The following is a 19,001-nucleotide window of genomic DNA, read 5'->3' as shown; positions in this document are numbered from 1 at the left end:
ACAGCTTGAGCAAAAGACCGGTGAAGCGGGGTCGCCTTTCTTGCTTACTTCTTTGGCGACGCAAAGAAGTAAGCCGCCCGCCGGGGCGGGACCCGGCCAACGCAAGGCTAAACGCGCGACGGGCTGTTGGTCTCCATCAGCGAAAAACAACAAGCCCCCCGCCCCATCCCGCGTCAAACCATCCCCCCCAACACCCGCGCAAAATTCATCGCCGCCTCGGCCGTCGCGCCGAGGAAGAGCTCCGGCTCGATCAGCTCGGCCTCCATCAGCGCCGGGGCGCCGGCGAACTCCACCAGATCGATGCGCGCGTAGGTGGTCGGCGCCGGCGTACGGGCGAGCACCGCGTCGGCCACGGCCAGTTCGGCATCGGTCGGCTGGTGGGCGTGCACCGTGCCGCCGTACATGTCCTGCACCCGGAAATCCCCGGCCGCGGGCTGCTTGCGGATGGCGTGGGAGAAGCGCCCGCCGAAATACACCAGCGACACCTCACCGGCCTCGGCCACGCTGGTGACGAAGGGCTGCACCATCACGTCGCCGTCGGCCACCAGGCGGTCGAGGTGCGCCAGGCAGGCCGGGTCGGCGGCATCCGCCCGCAGCGCGCCGATCGCGCCGATCGAGACCGCCGGCTTGACCACCACTTCGCCCCAGCCGCGGGCCTTGAGCTGCTCGCGGGCGTCGGCGCAGCCCTGGCCCAGCCACAGGGTGGGCACGGTGGGGATGCCATCGGCGGCGAGCGCACGCAGATACTGCTTGTGGCAGTTCCACGCGATGACCGCGCAGGGATTGACGAAGCGGGTGAGCTGGCTGGCGCGCTCGGCCCAGGCCAGAAACTCGGGCAGGCGGCGGAAGTAGTCCCACGGCGTGCGCACCACCACCAGCGGCCAGGCGGCCCAGTCGACGGGGCTGTCCCAGGGTAGGACGTCGGCTTCGACGCCGAGCTCGGCCAGCGCTGCGACGAGGTAATGGGTCTCCGGGTCGGGCTTGGCCATCTCGGCGCCGGTGACGAGGGCGATGCGGGGGCGGGCTTCCATGGGGCGATCCTTGCGCGTGGGCTTGACGGGAGGCCGGCATTTTAGCGGGCCCGGCCGGCGGCGCGCCGCCCCGGGTTTACCTCAGCCTGCCCCCGGACGGGCGACCACTCCGAAGCCGGCGCGCGAGGCTCCCTGCGGGGGCGACCTGTGGGGGTTACCTCAGGCGACTGCCGGAAGACGCCTCAGGCCACGGGGACACGGCTGGATTCAAGGCCAAGGCCGATGACAGGACGACCGCTGCCCCCCGAAACCGCCTCAGCGCCACACCCCCGCCCGCGGGGTGAAGCTGTCGAGCACCCGGATGTAGCTCTGGCGGGCCAGGGCGCTGGCGTCGCGCAGGTTGGTCTGGCACATGCTGCCCTTCAGCTGGGCGACCGATTCGTACTCGCGCTCGATCATCCAGGTCTTCATGTCGTCGAGGATCTGGCTGAGCCGGCCCGGGCCGTGTTCGAGCAGGGCCGAGGCCAGGTGCACCACGTCGGCGCCGGCCAGCAGCAGCTTGAGGGCGTCGCCTGCGCCATACACGCCGCCGGTGGCGGCCAGGGTCATGCGGGTGTGGGCACGCAGGATGGCGACCCAGCGGATGCGCAGCAGCGCCTCCTCGGGCGAGGAGAGCTGGAGCTGCTCGACCATCTCGAGGGCGTCGAGGTCGATGTCGGGCTGAAAGAAGCGGTTGAACAGGCTCACGCCGTCAGCGCCGACGGCCTCCAGGCGCTTGACGAAGTGGGGCAGCGACGAGAAGAAAGGCGGCAGCTTCATGACGACGGGCACGCTCACGGCGCGCTTGAGCTCGGCCAGCAGCGCCACGTAGCGGGCCTCGACGGCGTCGCCGCTCTCGGAGGGGTCGGCGGCCACGTGGTAGACGTTGAGCTCGAGGGCATCGGCTCCGGCCTCCTGCAGCTCCTTGCCGAGGTCGACCCAGCCCGACGGCGTGACGCCGTTGAGGCTGGCGATGACCGGGATCGAGAGGCGCGCCTTGAGGCGGCGCAGGTGTTCGAGGTAGCGGTCGAGGGCGCCTTCGTAGTGGCCGTGGTCGGGCAGGAAGCCGGCCGATTCGCCGTCGTGGAGCTCGGCGTGGAGCAGGAAGCGGTCGGCCATCGCGTCTTCGGCGATCAGCTCTTCCTCGTAGAGGGAGTGCAGCACCAGGGCCGCGGCGCCGGCGTCTTCGAGGCGCAGCGCGGTGTCGAGCTGCTTGGAGAGCGGCGAGGACGAGGGCACCAGCGGGTTCTTGAGCTTGAGCCCCAGGTAGTCGGTGGACAGGTCGATCATGTCAGGCTCCTGCTTTCGGGATGTCGGCGTGGGCGGCGGCGAGCGCCTGGTAGGCCTTATAGCGCCGGTCGGCTTCGTCCTGGGCCGCGGCAGCGAGGCGCTCGGCGGCTTCGGGGTGGCTGCGGGCGAGCATGGCGAAGCGGGTCTCGCTGTCCATGAAGGCCTTGATCGGCTGGCTCGGCGGGGCAGAATCGAGCTTGAAGGGGTTGGCGCCGCTGTCGGCCAGCCGCGGGTCGAAGCGGAACAGCGGCCAGTGGCCGGTCTTGACCGCCATCTCCTGCTGGCGCTGGTTGTAGAGCATGTCGACGCCGTGGGCGATGCACGGGCTGTAGGCGACGATCAGCGACGGGCCGTCGTGGCTTTCGGCCTCGTGGAAGGCCTTGAGGGTGTGCACGTCCTTGGCGCCGTAGGCCACCGTGGCCACATACACGTGACCGTAGTCGGAGGCGATGCGGGCCAGGTCTTTCTTGGCGGTGGTCTTGCCGCCGGCCGAGAACTTGGCCACCGCGCCCACCGGGGTGGCCTTGGAGGTCTGGCCGCCGGTGTTGGAATACACCTCGGTGTCGAGCACCAGGATGTTCACGTCGTAGGACAGGGCCAGCACGTGGTCGAGGCCGCCGTAGCCGATGTCGTAGGCCCAGCCGTCGCCGCCGATGATCCACACCGAGCGGCGGATCAGCCATTCGGCGAGGGACGCGAGCTCGGTGGCGCGCGGGTGGCGGCTGGCGGCGAGCTTCTGCATGAGCTGGGCGACCCGCTCGCGCTGGGCCCGGATGCCGGTCTCGGCGCGCTGGTCGGCGCTGACGAGGGCGGTGGCGAAGTCGGCGCCGATCTCGTCGGCCATCTCCTTGACCAGGGTCTGGGCGTAGAGCATCAGCTGGTCGGCGGCAAGGCGCATGCCCAGGCCGAACTCGGCGTTGTCCTCGAACAGCGAATTCGACCAGGCCGGGCCACGGCCGGCGCCATTGACGGTGTAGGGCGTGGAGGGCAGGTTGGCGCCGTAGATCGACGAGCAGCCGGTGGCGTTGGCGACCAGCATGCGGTCGCCGAAGAGCTGGGTGGCGAGGCGGATGTAGGGCGTCTCGCCGCAGCCGGCGCAGGCGCCCGAGAACTCGAACAGCGGGTCGAGCAGCATCGCACCGGGGATGGTGCCGTGCTTGAGCAGGCTGCGGTCGAAGTCGGGCAGCTTGAGGAAGAACTCGAAGTTGTCACGCTCCTGCTCGCGCACCGGGGCCAGCGCGATCATGTTGACGGCGCGGCGGCTGACGTTGCTCTTGTCGTGGATCGGGCAGGCCTCGACACAGTCGCCGCAGCCGGTGCAGTCTTCGGGCGCCACCTGGTAGCTGATGCGGGTGCCGGCCGGGAAGTCCTTGCTCTTGGCGGGCACGTGCTTGAAGGTGAGCGGCGCCTCGGCCACCGCGTCGGCCGGGAAGGCGCGGGCGCGGATCGCCGAGTGCGGGCACACGAACACGCACTTGCCGCACTGGGTGCACAGGTCTTCGATCCACTCGGGGATCTCCAGCGCGATGTTGCGCTTCTCGAACCTGGCGGTGCCGGTGGGGAAGCTGCCATCGACGGGCATCGCCGACACCGGCAGGCGGTTGCCCTCGCCGCGGTAGATCGGCAGGGTGAAGTCGCGCACGAAGTCGGGCAGGCCTTCCGGGGCGTTCAGCTGGATCGGCGCGGCGCTGCCGGCGGCCTCGCCCACCGCCGCCTCGTGGAGGTTGGCGAGGGTCATCTCGATGGCGCGGTGGTTGAGATCGGCGAGGCGCTTGCTCTTCTTGCCGTAGGTCTTGTCGACGGCCTTCTTGATCGCCGCGACGGCTTCGTCGTGGGGCAGGATGCCCGAGATCGCGAAGAAGCAGGTCTGCATGATGGTGTTGATGCGCCGCCCCATGCCCGCGTCCTGGGCCACGCGGTAGGCGTCGATCACCCACAGCTTGAGGCCGCGCTCACGGATGGTGGCCTGCATGGCGGCCGGCAGGCTGGCCCACACGCGGTCGGCAGGCTCCGGCGTGTTGAGCAGGAACACCCCGCCCGGCGCGGCGTGGGCGAGCAGGTCGTAGCGCTCGACGAACACCGTCTGGTGGCAGGCCACGAAGCCGGCCATGCCCTCCTCCACCAGGTAGCTGGAGCGGATCGGCGCCGCGCCGAAGCGCAGGTGCGACACCGTGACGGCGCCCGACTTCTTCGAGTCATACACGAAGTAGCCCTGGGCCTGCAGCGCGGTGGATTCGCCGACGATCTTGATCGAGTTCTTGTTGGCCGACACCGTGCCGTCGGCGCCGAGGCCCCAGAACACCGCGTGCTGTAGCGCCCGAGAGGCATCGCTGCGGAAGCCCGCGTCCCAGGGCAGCGACAGGTGGGTGATGTCGTCGACGATGCCCACCGTGAAGCCACGCTTCGGCCGGTCGGCCAGCAGTTCGTCGAACACGGCCTTGACCATGCCGGGGGTGAACTCCTTGCTGGCCAGGCCGTAGCGCCCGCCAGTGATGCGCGGCATGGGGCGGCGGCCGTCGGCGGCGGCTTCGGCGAAGGCGGTGAGCACGTCCTTGTAGAGCGGCTCACCGTCGGCGCCGGGCTCCTTGCAGCGGTCGAGCACGGCAATGGCCTTGGCGCTGGCCGGGATCGCCGCCAGCAGGCGCTCGCCGGCAAGGGGGCGGAACAGGCGCAGCTTGAGGAGGCCGACCTTCTCGCCGCGGGCAACGAGGTGCTCGACGGTCTCTTCCACCGTCTCGGCGGCGGAGCCCATCACCACGATCACCCGCTCGGCGTCGGGGGCGCCCACGTAGTCGAAGAGCTTGTAGTGGCGGCCGGTGAGCGCGCCGAAGCGGTCCATGGCCTGCTGCACGAGATCCGGGAAGGCGTCGTAATAGGGGTTGCTGCGCTCCCGCGACTGGAAGAACACGTCGGGGTTCTGGGCCGTGCCGCGCAGCACCGGGTGCTCGGGCGACAGGGCGCGGGCGCGATGGGCCGCCACCAGGTGGTCGTCGATCATCGCGCGCACGGTGTCGGGCTCGACGGCGACGATCTTGGCGACCTCGTGGGAGGTGCGGAAGCCGTCGAAGAAGTGGATCACCGGGATGCGCCCGGCCAGGGTGGCGGCCTGGGCGATGAGGGCCATATCCTGGGCCTCCTGCACCGAATTGCTGGCCAGGAGCGCGCAGCCGGTGGCGCGGCAGGCCATCACGTCGGAGTGGTCGCCGAAGATGGAGAGCGCGTGGGTGGCCAGCGCCCGCGCCGCCACGTGGAGCACGAAGGGCGTCAGCTCGCCGGCCATCTTGTAGAGGTTGGGCACGAACAGCAGCAGGCCCTGGCTGGCGGTGAAGCTGGTGCCCAGCGCGCCCGAGGTGAGCGCCCCGTGCAACGCACCGGCGGCGCCGCCTTCGGACTGCATCTCGATGATCTTGGGGACCACGCCCCACAGGTTGGGCTTGCCCTGGGCGGCCCATTCATCGGCCCACTCGCCCATGTTGGACGAGGGCGTGATCGGGTAGATGGCAATCACCTCGCTGCCGAGATAGGCCATCCGTGCGGCGGCTTCGTTGCCGTCGAGATTGAGATACGTCGTCATTGGGACCCCCTGCTGGGATGGTCGGCAGCTTGGCCGCGGCGCTGGGCGGGTGCGGCTGTGCCTGTTGGAATCGGGAACAGTGGGCGCGAACCCCGGGTGGGGTCGTCCCGAAACGGACATCCGTGCGGGTAACGGAGACAGTGTGCTGCAGCGCAACCAGAAACCACCGCCAGCCGCCCCACCAGGCTGCCACAAGCCCGCGGCCGCGGGGCTGCTCTACCTGGACTGCACCGCCCCGACTGGGGCGGACGGGCATGACTGCATTGCGTTTTCATGATGACACGGCCCCTGTGCGGGCGTGTGCGCTGCAACAACAGAGTTCATCATACGGCCACCGCGAAGGGCCGGAATTTGACCTATCGCAAGCCTTGGCGCCGCAAGCGCGGCAAATTGCCGTGCCGCAACATGCTTTGCCCGCCGATGGGCGCCGCCCTCACCGCGGCCAGCCGACGTGATAAGGTTTGCCGGCCATGGACACCCCCGCCCGCACCCTGCTGATCGTGTATCACTCCTGGACCGGCTCGACCGAGCAGATGAGCCGCGCCGTGCTGCGCGGCGCGGCCCAGGAGCCGGCCGTCACCACCCGCCTGCTCCACGCGCGGGACGCCGGGCCGGGCGACCTGCTGGCCGCCGACGGCTACGTTTTTGCGACGCCGGAAAACCTGGCCGCCATCTCGGGCCTGATGAAGGATTTCTTCGACCGCAGCTATTACGCCGCCCTCGACAGGCTCAACGGCCGGCCCTATGCGACGCTGGTGTGCGCGGGCAGCGACGGCAGCAATGCCGCCCGCCAGATCGCCCGCATCGCCACCGGCTGGCGCCTGCGCGAGATCGCCCCGCCGCTCATCGTGTGCACCCACGCGCAGACCACCGAGGCGATCCTCGCCCCCAAGGTGGTGCCCGCCGCCGAACTGGCCCGGGGCGAGGAACTCGGCGCCGCCTTTGCCACCGGCCTGGCGATGGGCGCTTTCTGAACGCCCCGGTGGGGGCGTGGGACTACTGGGTCAGCCCCAGATATCGGATGGCCGCGGCCACCTCGGGCCGCATCTGCCAGCGCCACTCGTGCTCTTCACCCTGGCGATCCACGCCGGTGGCCAGCGCCATGGTGTAGATCGGCGTGCCGTCCTTGCGGATTTCCAGGGGTGTCGGCAGCTCCTCGAAAAGGTATCTTCCGACAAACCCGTACTGGAGGTTGGCGGCCCCGTGGCCGTGGTAGCCTGCGGCCCGGGCGAGCTGGGTGGCCGTGATGATTCGGTCGGGGGCATGGAAGTGGGCCTTGAGCATCGCCCGGTGGCCCTCGCTGAGGCGCGGCAGGATGTGCCGGAAGGCGGCCACGTAGGCCTCGGCCGTTGGCGCCGGTGCGTCGGTGGCGGTCAGCTCAGCCATGCGCTGGTCCACGAAGGCGCGCAACTCGACGAGATTCTCGTCGATGCCGCCGCCGCTGATTTCAAGGAGTGTCTTGCCCCGCTGAATGACACGACCACCGAACTCCCCCTTGAAAAAGGCGGAGATCAGGTCGTGGTTTCGGTAGGTTTCGTGTTTGCGATTTGTCGTCAAGCCTGCAATCCTTTCCGGAGCTCCGGTGTCGGTGGGCACAATTGTTCAACCATAGCCCACCTGAGGCTCGCCGGTACCGCTATTTTTCTGGCGCTTGCGCTGTACTCACCAAACAAATGGCGTTTCTGTCCGCGCCCTGCCGCCCGATTGCCTTGATGAAGCAGCGTCCTGTCCGCTGAAAGCCCTGTTCGATGCCCCACAACGTCTCCCTCATCGCCCTCCTCGCCGCCGGTTTCGGGCTGGCGCTGGTGCTGGGTCTGATCGCCGCGCGTCTGCGCATGCCGCCCCTGGTGGGTTATCTGCTGGCCGGGGTGATGATCGGGCCGGGCACGCCGGGCTTTGTCGGCGACGTGGCGCTGTCCGGGCAGCTGGCCGAGATCGGGGTGATGCTGCTGATGTTCGGCGTCGGCCTGCACTTTTCGATGGCCGACCTGCTGGCGGTGCGCAAGATCGCGGTGCCTGGCGCCGTGGTGCAGATCGGCGCCGCCACGCTGCTGGGGGGCGCACTCGCCCTGGGCTGGGGCTGGGCTGTCGGCGACGCGGTGGTGTTCGGGCTGTCCCTGTCGGTGGCGAGCACGGTGGTGCTGCTGCGGGCCCTGGAGGCGCGGGGCAACCTCGAATCCACCAACGGCCGCATCGCGGTGGGCTGGCTGGTGGTGGAAGACCTGGCGATGGTGCTGGTGCTGGTGCTGCTGCCGGCGCTGGCGCCGGTGCTGGGCGCCAAGTCCAGCGCCGCGACGGCCGAGTTCGGTGGGCTGGCCCTCACCGTCGGCCTGACCCTGGCCAAGGTGAGCGCCTTCATCGCGCTGATGCTGATCGGCGGCCGCCGGGCCTTTCCGCGGCTGCTGTGGCTGGTGGCGAAGAGCGGCTCGCGGGAGCTGTTCACCCTGTGCGTGGTGGCAGCCGCGGTGGGCGTGGCCTATGGCGCGGCGATCCTCTTCGATGTGTCCTTCGCGCTGGGCGCCTTCTTTGCCGGGATGATGATGCGCGAATCCGAGTTCAGCCACCGCGCGGCGGATGAATCCCTGCCGCTGCGGGACGCCTTTTCGGTGCTGTTCTTCGTGTCGGTGGGCATGCTCTTCGACCCGACGATCCTGGTCAGCTCGCCGGGCAAGGTGGCGGCGGTGCTGGCGGTGATCCTGGTGGGCAAGACCGTCGCCGCGATCGCGCTGGTGCTGGCCTTCCGCTACCCCCTCAACACGGCGCTGACGGTGGGCGCCAGCCTGGCCCAGATCGGCGAGTTCTCGTTCATCCTGGCCGGGCTGGGGGTGAGCCTGGGCCTGCTGACGCCCGCCGGGCAGAGCCTGATCCTGGCCGGCGCGCTGATCTCGATCGCCCTCAACTCGCTGCTGTTCACGGCCATCGAGCCGGCCCAGGCCTGGGCCCGGGCGCACTCGGCGTGGGCGCGCCGGCTCGATCTGCGGGACGACCCGCTGGCCGCACTGCCGATGTCCACCGACCGCAAGCTGCTCACCGGCCAGGTGGTGCTGGTGGGCTACGGGCAGGTCGGACAGCACATCGCGGCGGCCCTCGCCGAGCGGCATGTCCCGTGCATCGTCGCCGACAGCAACCGCGAGGTGGTGGAGAAGCTGCGGGCCGCCGGGCGCGCCGCGGTGTCGGGCGATGCGTCCGACCCGATCGTGCTGGTCCAGGCCCACATCACCCGCGCCGCGATGCTGGTGGTGACCACCCCCGACGCGCTGGCCAGCCGGCAGATGGTGGACATCGCCCGCAAGCTGAACCCCGACATCGAGATCGTGCTGCGCAGTGACACCGAAGACGGCGCAGCCCTGCTGCGTGGCGAGAAGCTCGGCGAGGTGTTCGTGGGCGAGGAGGAGCTCGCCCGCGGCATGTGCGGCTACGTGACCAGCCGGATGCTGCGCCCGGCGCCCACCGGTAGCTGAGCGCCCCCAGGGCTGGGCTTTGCCCAGCCCGCCCCCCGAGGGGGTTCAAGGAAACCTGGGACGGCCCTGCGCTTCCTTGAGAAGTCCGCAAAGCTTCAGGGCTGCGGTGCGGGCACACCGGCTCCGCAGGCCTGGCGCCGCGCGGCGGGAAGGTCGGCCAGCAGGGCATCGACGAGCCGGGCCTCGCAGCGGCCCGCCGCCACCAGCTCGCCCATGAAGCGCGCCACCGCCGCGTCGTCCATCCCCTGCCGGTAGGGGCGCTCTTGCACCATCGCCTGAAAGATGTCGGCGACGCGCAGGATGCGCGCCTCGAGGGGCGTCGCGGCGGCGTCGAGGTGGAAGGGGTAGCCGCTGCCGTCGGGCTCTTCGTGATGGCAGGCGGCCCACAGGGCGATCTCCTCGAAGCCCCGGATGCCGCGCAGGATGCGGAAGGTTTCGAAGCTGTGGGCGTTGATGATCTTGCGCTCGCGGGCGTCCAGCCGGCCCGGCTTGTCGAGGATCTCGTCGGGCACCCGCAGCTTGCCCAGGTCGTGCAGCAGCGCGGCAATCTCGAGTCGGCCGACGTGCCCGGCCTCGAGGCCGAGGCGCTCGCCCAAGTAGCGGGCCAGCCGGGCGACGCCGACCGAATGCTCGGCGGTGAAGGGGCTCTTGGCGTCGACGATGCGCGCGAAGATCTCGCCCAGCCGGTACAGCTCGTCGGGCGTCGCGGCGAACATGCCGTCGACGCCCTGCGGCCGCAGCGCTTCGAGGGAGCGGGGTTCGAGCATCAGCCAGAAGGCCTCGGCCCGGGAGGCCTCGAGGAAGATCTCAACCAGCTCCGGCGCAAAGTAGCTGCCGGCGTGCTCGGCGATCCGGGCGCGGATCTCTTCGGTGAACAGCAGCAGCGCCTTGTCGCCGTAGTGGGGCGCCGCCAGGGCGTCCACCCGATCCACCAGATAGATCAGGTTGGCCTGGCGCTTGACGCGGGCCGGCAACGGAAGATTCTGCAGCACATCCCAGCGGGTGTGGTGGTAGAGGATGGGCAGGGCCATCGCCTCGAGCGGCGCAAACCCCCTCACCCGCTCGTAGCCCACCTGGCAGTGGGTCTGGGCGCCGCTCCAGTCGAAGCTCTCGACCAGGTGGCCATGGACGCGGGTGGACGACACGCCGATGTCGTGGAGCATCCCGAGCTCGAAGAGAAAGGCGACTTCGTCCGCGCCCAGGCCCTCGACCCGCCCGCACTCGGCGGCCATCACGCCGACCCGCTTGCCGTGGGCCACGTCGTCCACGCCGACCAGGTCGAGCGCATCGGCCAGGGCATGGATCACCTGGCGAAGATCCACATTGAGCGTCATTCGGGCACCTCGCGCGCGGGTTGAGCTTGGGAGCAAAGGCCGCCACATCCGCAGGAGCGGCTTTGCGCAGGGATGAACGGGTAACGTCAGCGGCCGGCGCTTACTTGAGGGATCTGAACACCCGGGCACGAAGCGCCTGGACAGGCACGGCGCCAACTGCGTGCCTATTGTGAGACTGAACCGGCCCACGCGCCGGCGGTGGTGCGCTGCGCCGCCGCCGACACCGGCAAGCAAGACGCCAGGCGGCGGGCAGCCGTAGACATGCGCCGGCTCGGTGACGGGCTAATGGACTTGCGGCAGGGGCAGGCGGCTGTCGGGCCACCTGCCAGGTCGGATGCGGCCCTGCCTGCGTGGCCAGGGCCGGAGGCGCCCTGTCAGGCACCCGCCTCGCAGGCCCGCCTACGCCACTGGGCGGCGAGCGGAGCCAGGGCGCAAAGGGTGAGCAGCAGCGAACTCGGTTCCGGAACGCGGAGCACATCCACCACCTCCAGTGCGCCCCACACACTTTCGCCACCGAACGCGAGGGTATAGCTTCCCCGATCGAGGGGCTCCAATGCCACCCAGTAGCCGTCCGTCACGAAGTCGTGGGCACCCGTATTCAGGCCAGACCAGAAAGTGTCGGCGGGCAGGTTCACCGAGGACAGCGCTGTGCTGGTCTGCCGGTAGCTCGGATAAGTAAGGAGGTTCTGGCCGTTGAGGGTGGCGTGGAGGTTCGTGACCCCGCTCAGGGGGATGAAGGACAACGCGCAGGCGACCGGATTTGCCACGCCGTCACAAGCCTCACCAGTCTCCGGGGTAAAAACGTAGGCTATGTTGAGAATCGGAAAGAAAAGGGGCTTGCCGGCGGGGACTTCGATGGTGCGCGAGACGTTTCCACCGCCCCCCGCCAGGAAGAAGACGCTCCCGGCATTGTTGAGGTTGGCACGGCTGCCGTCGACGTCGGTCAGGGGGCTGGAAGCCGCAGGAATCCCCAGCGCCCACTGCCACCACTGCTCGGACAGCGCCAGCTGGCTTTGCCCCTCGACCGGCTGGGTCGGATCGATGACCCCGGCCTGAACCGTCCCGATCAATCCCGACATGACCCCAGCAATGGCGATACTGCAAATCGATGTTTTCATGACTGACTCCCTGATAGCGAAGCCGATTGGCTTTGCACGGGAAATGCAAGCAAAAAATACACCGAAAACAAAGTTTTTAAGATTCAAGCGCTTGGCGGAAGCCAGACTTTTAACTGTAAAAACCTCCGACAAACCAGTTGAATTCAATACCAGAACCCGCCTCTGCTGCGAATTTCACCTGACCGCACGGACAGGCGTCCGGCGTGCTGACGAGGCACCACGCCGGGGCAAGCAGCCCGTTCGGGCAGGAGATCCCCCCCCCTTGGCTCAGTCGCCCTCACCGTAGCCGAGCATGGCCTTCACCTCGAGGAACTCGTCGATGCCCCAGGCGCCCCACTCGCGGCCGAGGCCGGACTGCTTGTAACCACCGAAGGGCGCCGCCATGTCGATCGGCGCGCCGTTGATGTGCACATTGCCGGTGCGCAGGCGGCGAGCCACCGCGCGGGCGCGGGCCGGGTCGGCGGAGCTCACGTAGCCCGACAGGCCGTAGGGTGAGTCGTTGGCGATGGCGACGGCGTCGTCCTCGTCCCGGTAGGGCAGGATGGACAGCACCGGCCCGAAGATCTCCTCCCGGGCAATGGTCATCGAATTCTTCACCTGGCTGAAGATCGTCGGCCGCGCGAAGAAGCCGCGGGCGATGCCCTCCGGCCGCCCCGGCCCGCCCGCCAGCAGCTTGGCGCCTTCGGCGACGCCGGCCTCGATGAGGCGCTGCACGCGCTCGAACTGGGCCCCGTTGGCCAGCGGCCCCATGGTGGTGGCCGCATCGAGCGGGTCGCCGACCCGGACCCGGGCGAGCGCCGCCACGGCCAGGGCTTCGACCTCGTCGAGCCGCCCGGCGGGCACCAGCATCCGCGACGGCGCGTTGCAGTTCTGGCCGCTGTTGAGCATCAGCGTCATCACGCCCTGGGTGACCGCGCGGGTGAAATCGGCATCGTCGAGGATGATGTTGGCCGACTTGCCGCCGAGCTCCAGGGCGACCTTCTTGATGCCGTCGGCGGCGGCCCGCATCACCAGCTGGCCGGCGCGGGTCGAGCCGGTGAAGGACAGCATGTCCACGTCCGGGTGGGTGGTGAGCGGCGCGCCGACTCCGGCACCGTCGCCGTTCACCAGGTTGAAGACGCCCGCCGGCACGCCGGCCTCGTGGAGGATCTCGGCCAGGATGATGCCGGAGAGCGGCGCCAGCTCGCTGGGCTTGAGGACCATCGTGCAGCCCGCCGCGAGGGCCGGCGCCACCTTGCAGGCCATCTGATTGGCGGGCCAGTTCCAGGGCGTGATCAGCCCGCACACGCCGATCGGCTCGCGCAGGATGCGGGTGCCGCCCTGGGGTTTCTCGAAGACGAAATCCTGCAGCGCCGTGGCAGCGGCGCGGAAGTGGAACAGCCCGGAACCCGCCTGGCCGCTGCCCGCCAGCGCCTTCAGCGGCGCGCCCATCTCGGTGCAGATGGCCTGGGCCATGTCGTCGTAGCGCTTCTTGTAGGCCACGCCGATGCGCGCGAAGAGGTCGAGACGCTCCTCGCGGGTGGTGGCGGCGAAGGCCGGAAAGGCGGCCCGCGCGGCAGCCACGGCGCGCTCGACGTCGGCCGCCGAGCCCATCGCGACGCTGCCGGCCGCTGCCTCGGTGGCGGGGTTGATGACGTCGCGGAAGGCCGGGGCGGCGGGGTCTACCCACTGGCCGCCGATGTAAAAACGCTGCAGGTTGCTCATGGTTGTCTCCTCCATTTTGTTGTTGATATCGGCCGCCGACGCGGCCGCTCAGGACGCGGGCGTGAGCTTGGCCACCGCCAGCATCAGCCACTTGCTGCCCGCTTCGGCAAACTTGACCTGCACGCGGGCGTCGCTGCCGCTGCCCTCGGCTGCGATGATGACGCCGTCGCCGAAGCGCGGGTGGTTCACCGCCTGGCCGATGGCGAGGCCGCCCAGATCCCGCGAGCGCAGCGGCGGGGGGGGCGGCATCGAGGGCGCGGCGGGCTTGCCGGCGCCGGAGTTGTAATAGCGCGGCGAGGGCTCGGACACGTAGCTGCGCCGCGGGTTGGGCGGGGTCAGCCACTTGGTGAGCGGCTCGGGGATCTCCTCGAGGAAGCGCGAGCGCAGGTTGTAGCGCACCTGGCCGTGGAGCATGCGGCCCTGGGTGAAGCTGAGGTAGAGCCGCTGGCGGGCGCGGGTGACGGCGACATACATCAGGCGGCGCTCCTCCTCCAGCCCGTCGGCCTCCGCGGTACTGTTGCCGTGGGGGAACAGCTCCTCCTCAAGGCCCGACAGAAACACCACGTCGAACTCCAGCCCCTTGGCCGCGTGGACGGTCATCAGCTGGACTGCGTCGGAGCCGGCGTCGGCCTGGTGGTCACCGGCCTCCAGGGAGGCGTGGGCCAGGAACTCGGCGAGCACGCTGCCGGGCTCTGACGGCGCTTCGCCGGGCGCCTGGCCGGCGCCCACCTCGGCGCTGAAGTTGGCGGCGGCGTTGATGAGTTCGTCGAGGTTCTCGAGGCGCTCCTGGCCCTCTTTTTCGAGCTGGTAGTGGCCCCGCAGGCCGGACATCTCGATGACGTGGTCGACCGTTTCGTGGAGCGGCAGGTCACGGGTCTCGACGCGCAGGCGCTCGATCAGCGCCACGAACTGCCCCAGCGCGGCGCCCGGCTTGCCGGCCAGGTGCGGCACGGTCTGGTAGAGCGGCGTATTCCAGGTGCGCGCGGCGTCCTGCAGCGCCTCGAGGGAGCGCGCGCCGATGCCGCGGGTCGGGAAGTTAACCACCCGGGTGAAGGCGGTGTCGTCGTCGGGGTTGGCGATCAGGCGCAGGTAGGCCAGGGCGTGCTTGACCTCCTGGCGCTCGAAGAAGCGAAGCCCGCCATACACCCGGTAGGCCACGCCGCTGGAGAACAGCTGGTGCTCGAGCACCCGCGACTGGGCGTTGGAGCGGTACAGCAGCGCGATGTCCGAGCGGCAGGCGCCATCCCGCACCAGGGACTGGATCTCCTCGACGATCCAGCGCGCCTCGTCGCTGTCGGTGAAGGCCTCGTACACGCGGATCGGCTCGCCGGCGCCGCGGTCGGTCCACAGATTTTTGCCGAGGCGCTTGGTGTTGTGGCCGATCAGGGCGTTGGCGGCGTCGAGGATGTTGCCATGGGAGCGGTAGTTCTGCTCAAGGCGGATCACGCTCTCGACCCGGAAATCACGCTCGAAGTCGCGCATGTTGCCGATCTCGGCGCCGCGGAAGCGGTAGATCGACTGGTCGTCGTCGCCCACGCAGAAGAGGCTCGCGCCGCCCTCGCGGCCGCCATCGGCCAGCAGCGACAGCCACTTGTATTGCAGGCGGTTGGTGTCCTGGAACTCATCCACCAGGATGTGGCGGAAACGGGCCTGGTAATGCCGGCGGATCGGCTCATTGCGCTCGAGCAATTCATAGCTCCGGAGCAAAAGCTCGGGGAAATCCACAACTGCCTCGCGCTGGCATTGGGCCTCATACTCCGTGTAAAGCTCGACCCGGCGCCGGGTGTAGTCATCCCAGGCCTCGACCGCCGCCGGCCTCAAGCCGGCCTCTTTCTGGGCGTTAATGAAGTGCTGCAGCTCCCGGGGCGGAAACTTCTCGTCGTCGATGTTGAGGGCTTTGAGCAGGCGCTTGATCGAGGCCAGCTGGTCGCCCGAATCGAGGATCTGGAACAGCTGGGGCAGGCCGGCGTCCCGGTGATGGGCGCGCAGGAAGCGGTTGCACAGGCCGTGGAAGGTGCCGATCCACATGCCCCGGGTGTTGATCGGGAACATCGCAGACAGGCGCGTGAGCATCTCCTTGGCGGCCTTGTTGGTGAAGGTCACCGCCAGGATGCCCTGGGGGCTGCAGTAGCCGTTCTGGATCAGCCAGGCGATCCGCGTGGTGAGCACCCGCGTCTTGCCCGAGCCGGCTCCGGCCAGGATCAGGGCATGCTGGGGCGCCAGCGTGACGGCGGCGAGTTGTTCCGGATTGAGGTTGTCGAGAAGCTGGGGCATGGGGCGGACGAAGTAGATAAATGTACAGCTCGGTGCGGGATTGTACCGCCAGGGGCGACAGCGAGCACCCCTGTCGATGCGCACCAAAACAGATCAAAGGCCTGAAAGAAGGGTGTGCACGGCAGAACGCCGTAGCATCAAACCAACACCTCGTGACGAAATGCCTGAAACAAAATGCAAGAGCGCTTGCGGAGCTTCATCCGCTTGCCTAGAATCGAATTGTGCAATGCAACAAACGATCGGGAAGCCAAACTTAACCTGATGTTTTATAGGGTTAATAAAATTCATGCATATATTGCATCGCACCAAAACGGCCGAACGTGCCGTCGCGACGAACCCGAATCGGATGATGCGACCAACAGGAGCAACAGAATGAAAACGCCCAAACTTCTACCGTGGCAGGCCCGCAAGGCCGGCGTGTCGCTGGAGCGCGCCGAAGCGCTGTGGAACAAGGCCATCCGCGAAGCCACTGCCGACACCGGCTGGGTAGGCACGTCCGAGTTCTGGGACGCCGCCGAAACCCGCTTCCGCGAACTCCTCGACGCCGAGCGCAACACCCTGTGTGCGCCGCAGATCGAATCGCTGGTGCGCTGCCAGAGCCGTCTGGGCCTGCTGCCCCTGCTCGCCGCCGAGCAGATGGTCACCGCGATGTCTGCCAACTGGCAGCGTTTCTGCAATCAGATGAACAAGGCCGCCTGAGCCACTTCAGGCCGCCCGCCGGTCCTCCGACCGGCCCAACCGTGTTTTTCTCCCTCCTCTCCCTCGTGGAGATTTGACGGCGTCTGCCTCACGGCAGACGCCGCTTTTTTTTGGCTCGCCGCCGGTCGCACAGTCCGGCACGGGCCGATGTCCCCGCGCCGGGCGGTGCTTCCGCCGTGCGCGAAAGGCCTTCCCCGGGTGCTGCTATAATGCCGGGTTTTAATCTCCCTTCAGGAGTTCAATGTGTTGATTTCCAACGCCTTTGCCCAGGCTGCACCCGCTGCCGCGCAGGATCCGCTGTCGAGCATCACCGGCATCCTGCCGCTGATCTTCATGTTCGTCGTGCTGTGGTTCCTGATGATCCGCCCGCAGATGAAGCGCGCCAAGGAACACAAGGCCCTGCTCGAAGGCCTGCAGAAGAACGATGAAGTGCTGACCCAGGGCGGCATCGTCGGCAAGGTCGTGTCGATCAGCGACGCCTACGTCACCGTCGAAGTCGCCACCAACACCCAGATCATCGTCCAGAAACAAGCCATCGGCGCCGTGCTGCCGAAGGGCACCATCAAGTCGATCTGAGCGCCGGGGCGGGCCGAGCATCTGCTCTGCGCCCGCCGGGCCGCGCAGCATCCACGCCGCATCCCTTCCTTTCCGCCCGACCATGAACCGCTACCCTCTCTGGAAAAACCTCCTCATCGGCCTCGTGCTGCTGTGGGGCCTCATCTACACCCTGCCGAATTTCTACGGGGAGGTGCCCGCCGTCCAGGTCTCGAGCGGCAAGGCCACGCTCAAGCTCGACGCCACCACGGCCATCAAGCGGGTCGAGGAAAGCCTCGCGGCGGCCGGCATCCAGCACGACGGCCTGTTCGCCGACCTCACCAGCGTGCGTGCCCGCTTCCGCGACACCGACACCCAGCTGAAGGCCAAGGACGCCATCGAGAAGGCCTTCAACCCCGACGCCGCCGACCCGTCCTACGTGGTGGCCCTCAACCTGCTGTCCGCCAGCCCCCAGTGGCTCACCAACATCCACGCGCTGCCCATGTACCTGGGCCTCGACCTGCGCGGCGGCGTGCACTTCCTGCTCCAGGTGGACATGAAGGGCGCCGTCACCAAGCGCCTCGACGCCACCACCGGCGACCTGCGCACCCTGCTGCGCGACAAGAACGTGCGCCACGCCGGCATCAGTCGTGAAGGCGCCAGCGTGGTCGTCAAGTTCCGCGACGCCGAAACCCAGGCCCGCGCCCGGAGCGTGATCGGCGCCGTCAACAACGACCTGCAGCTCGTCGAGGGCCAGGACGGCGCCGACTTCAAGCTCACCGCCACCCTCACGCCGCTGGCCCAGAAGACCATCCAGGAGTTCGCGCTCCGCCAGAACATCGGCACCCTGCACAACCGGATCAACGAACTCGGCGTGGCCGAGCCGGTGATTCAGCAACAAGGCCTCGACCGTATCGTGGTGCAGCTGCCGGGCGTGCAGGACGTGGCCAAGGCAAAAGACATCCTCGGCCGCACCGCGACCCTCGAGATCCGCCTGGTGGACGACAGCCCGGGCAGCCTCGAAAGTGCGCTGCAGGGCAACATCCCGCCGGGCACCGAGCTTTATTCCGAGCGCGGCGGCAACCCGCTGCTGGTCAAGAAGCAGGTCGTCCTGACCGGCGAGCGCCTCACCGACGCCCAGCCGGGCTTCGACGGCCAGAACCACGAGCCGGCTGTCCACCTCACCCTCGACGCCGCCGGCGCCCGCATCTTCAAGGACATCACCCGCGAGAACATCAACAAGCGGATGGCCATCCTGCTGATCGAGAAGGGCAAGGGCGAGGTCGTCACCGCGCCGGTGATCCGCAGCGAGATCGGCGGCGGCCGTGTGCAGATCTCGGGCCGCATGAGCTCCGAAGAAGCCACCGACACCGCGCTGCTGCTGCGCGCCGGCTCGCTGGCGGCTCCGATGGAGATCATCGAGGAGCGCACCATCGGCCCCAGCCTCGGCGCCGAGAACATCACCAAGGGCTTCCATTCGACGATGTGGGGCTTCATCGCCATCGCCATCTTCATGTGCGCCTATTACATGCTGTTCGGCCTGGTGTCGGTGATCGCGCTGGCCTCCAACCTGCTGCTGCTGGTAGCCCTGCTGTCGCTGCTGCAGGCGACCCTCACGCTGCCGGGCATCGCGGCCATCGCGCTCACCCTCGGCATGGCCATCGACGCCAACGTGCTGATCAACGAGCGCATCCGCGAAGAGCTGCGCAACGGCTCCAGCCCGCAGGCCGCCATCGCCACCGGCTACGACCGAGCCTTCGACACCATCCTCGACTCCAACGTCACCACGCTGATCGCCGGCATCGCCCTGCTCGTCTTCGGCTCCGGCCCGGTGCGCGGCTTCGCGGTGGTGCACTGCCTCGGCATCCTCACCTCGATGTTCAGCGCGATCCTGGTCTCCCGCGGCCTGGTCAACCTGATCTACGGCAAGAAGCGCAAGCTCGAGAAGCTGGCCATCGGCCAGGTCTGGAAGCCGGGCCTCTGAGGCGCGGCAGCAACAGCAC

13 protein-coding genes are annotated in these 19,001 nt (G+C 68.6%); 5 read left to right on the top strand and 8 right to left on the bottom strand.

Annotated features, from left to right (window positions below):
* Nucleotides 1–173: 173 nt before the first annotated feature.
* From ZRA01_RS02710 to nifJ, 3 genes are all read right to left on the bottom strand, one after another.
* Complete coding sequence (locus ZRA01_RS02710; protein ID WP_141349216.1) at nt 174–1,031, bottom strand: ATP-grasp domain-containing protein; 858 nt, start codon at nt 1,029–1,031, stop codon at nt 174–176.
* A gap of 255 nt (nt 1,032–1,286) precedes the next feature.
* The gene (locus ZRA01_RS02705) at nt 1,287–2,300 is read right to left on the bottom strand and encodes a dihydroorotate dehydrogenase-like protein (protein ID WP_141349215.1); all 1,014 of its coding nucleotides are present in this window, start codon (nt 2,298–2,300) and stop codon (nt 1,287–1,289) included.
* A 1-nt stretch (nt 2,301) separates the two neighbouring features.
* The gene (gene nifJ, locus ZRA01_RS02700; protein WP_141349214.1) at nt 2,302–5,874 is read right to left on the bottom strand and encodes a pyruvate:ferredoxin (flavodoxin) oxidoreductase; all 3,573 of its coding nucleotides are present in this window, start codon (nt 5,872–5,874) and stop codon (nt 2,302–2,304) included.
* Between the two features lie 470 nt (nt 5,875–6,344).
* Here nifJ and ZRA01_RS02695 point away from each other — a divergent pair, with 470 nt between their 5' ends.
* A complete protein-coding gene (locus tag ZRA01_RS02695; protein ID WP_141349213.1) occupies nt 6,345–6,848 on the top strand; it encodes a flavodoxin family protein in 504 nt (167 codons plus the stop codon).
* 22 nt (nt 6,849–6,870) lie between these two features.
* On the opposite strand, the gene ZRA01_RS02690 is transcribed toward ZRA01_RS02695, so the two are convergent.
* Complete coding sequence (locus ZRA01_RS02690) at nt 6,871–7,431, bottom strand: hypothetical protein (RefSeq protein ID WP_141349212.1); 561 nt, start codon at nt 7,429–7,431, stop codon at nt 6,871–6,873.
* 191 nt (nt 7,432–7,622) lie between these two features.
* Here ZRA01_RS02690 and ZRA01_RS02685 point away from each other — a divergent pair, with 191 nt between their 5' ends.
* Complete coding sequence (locus ZRA01_RS02685) at nt 7,623–9,335, top strand: cation:proton antiporter domain-containing protein (RefSeq protein ID WP_141349211.1); 1,713 nt, start codon at nt 7,623–7,625, stop codon at nt 9,333–9,335.
* A 95-nt stretch (nt 9,336–9,430) separates the two neighbouring features.
* Here the strand turns inward: ZRA01_RS02685 and ZRA01_RS02680 are convergent, their stop codons facing one another.
* The 4 genes from ZRA01_RS02680 to ZRA01_RS02665 form a co-directional block, all read right to left on the bottom strand.
* Nucleotides 9,431–10,669, bottom strand: a complete 1,239-nt coding sequence (locus tag ZRA01_RS02680) for an HD-GYP domain-containing protein (protein WP_141349210.1) — start codon at nt 10,667–10,669, stop codon at nt 9,431–9,433.
* A gap of 374 nt (nt 10,670–11,043) precedes the next feature.
* Nucleotides 11,044–11,787, bottom strand: coding sequence for a PEP-CTERM sorting domain-containing protein (locus ZRA01_RS02675; RefSeq protein WP_141349209.1), 744 nt, complete (start codon nt 11,785–11,787; stop codon nt 11,044–11,046).
* Nucleotides 11,788–12,054: 267 nt separating this feature from the next.
* Complete coding sequence (locus ZRA01_RS02670; protein ID WP_141349208.1) at nt 12,055–13,491, bottom strand: aldehyde dehydrogenase family protein; 1,437 nt, start codon at nt 13,489–13,491, stop codon at nt 12,055–12,057.
* A 48-nt stretch (nt 13,492–13,539) separates the two neighbouring features.
* Nucleotides 13,540–15,765, bottom strand: coding sequence for a UvrD-helicase domain-containing protein (locus tag ZRA01_RS02665; RefSeq protein ID WP_141349207.1), 2,226 nt, complete (start codon nt 15,763–15,765; stop codon nt 13,540–13,542).
* Nucleotides 15,766–16,137: 372 nt separating this feature from the next.
* Between ZRA01_RS02665 and ZRA01_RS02660 the strand changes: the two genes are divergently transcribed.
* The 3 genes from ZRA01_RS02660 to secD all read left to right on the top strand — a co-directional run bounded on the left by ZRA01_RS02660 (nt 16,138) and on the right by secD (nt 18,982).
* A complete protein-coding gene (locus ZRA01_RS02660) occupies nt 16,138–16,464 on the top strand; it encodes a hypothetical protein (protein WP_141349206.1) in 327 nt (108 codons plus the stop codon).
* A gap of 243 nt (nt 16,465–16,707) precedes the next feature.
* Nucleotides 16,708–17,040, top strand: coding sequence for a preprotein translocase subunit YajC (gene yajC, locus ZRA01_RS02655; RefSeq protein WP_141349205.1), 333 nt, complete (start codon nt 16,708–16,710; stop codon nt 17,038–17,040).
* 82 nt (nt 17,041–17,122) lie between these two features.
* Entirely contained in the window at nt 17,123–18,982 is a 1,860-nt protein-coding gene (secD, locus tag ZRA01_RS02650) for a protein translocase subunit SecD (protein ID WP_141349204.1), read from the top strand.
* Nucleotides 18,983–19,001 lie beyond the last annotated feature (19 nt).

The sequence above is a fragment of the Zoogloea ramigera genome (assembly GCF_006539865.1).
Taxonomy (GTDB): Bacteria; Pseudomonadota; Gammaproteobacteria; order Burkholderiales; family Rhodocyclaceae; genus Zoogloea; species Zoogloea ramigera.
Note: the sequence above shows the minus strand (reverse complement) of the source record. Positions and strands in the feature narration are given on the sequence as shown.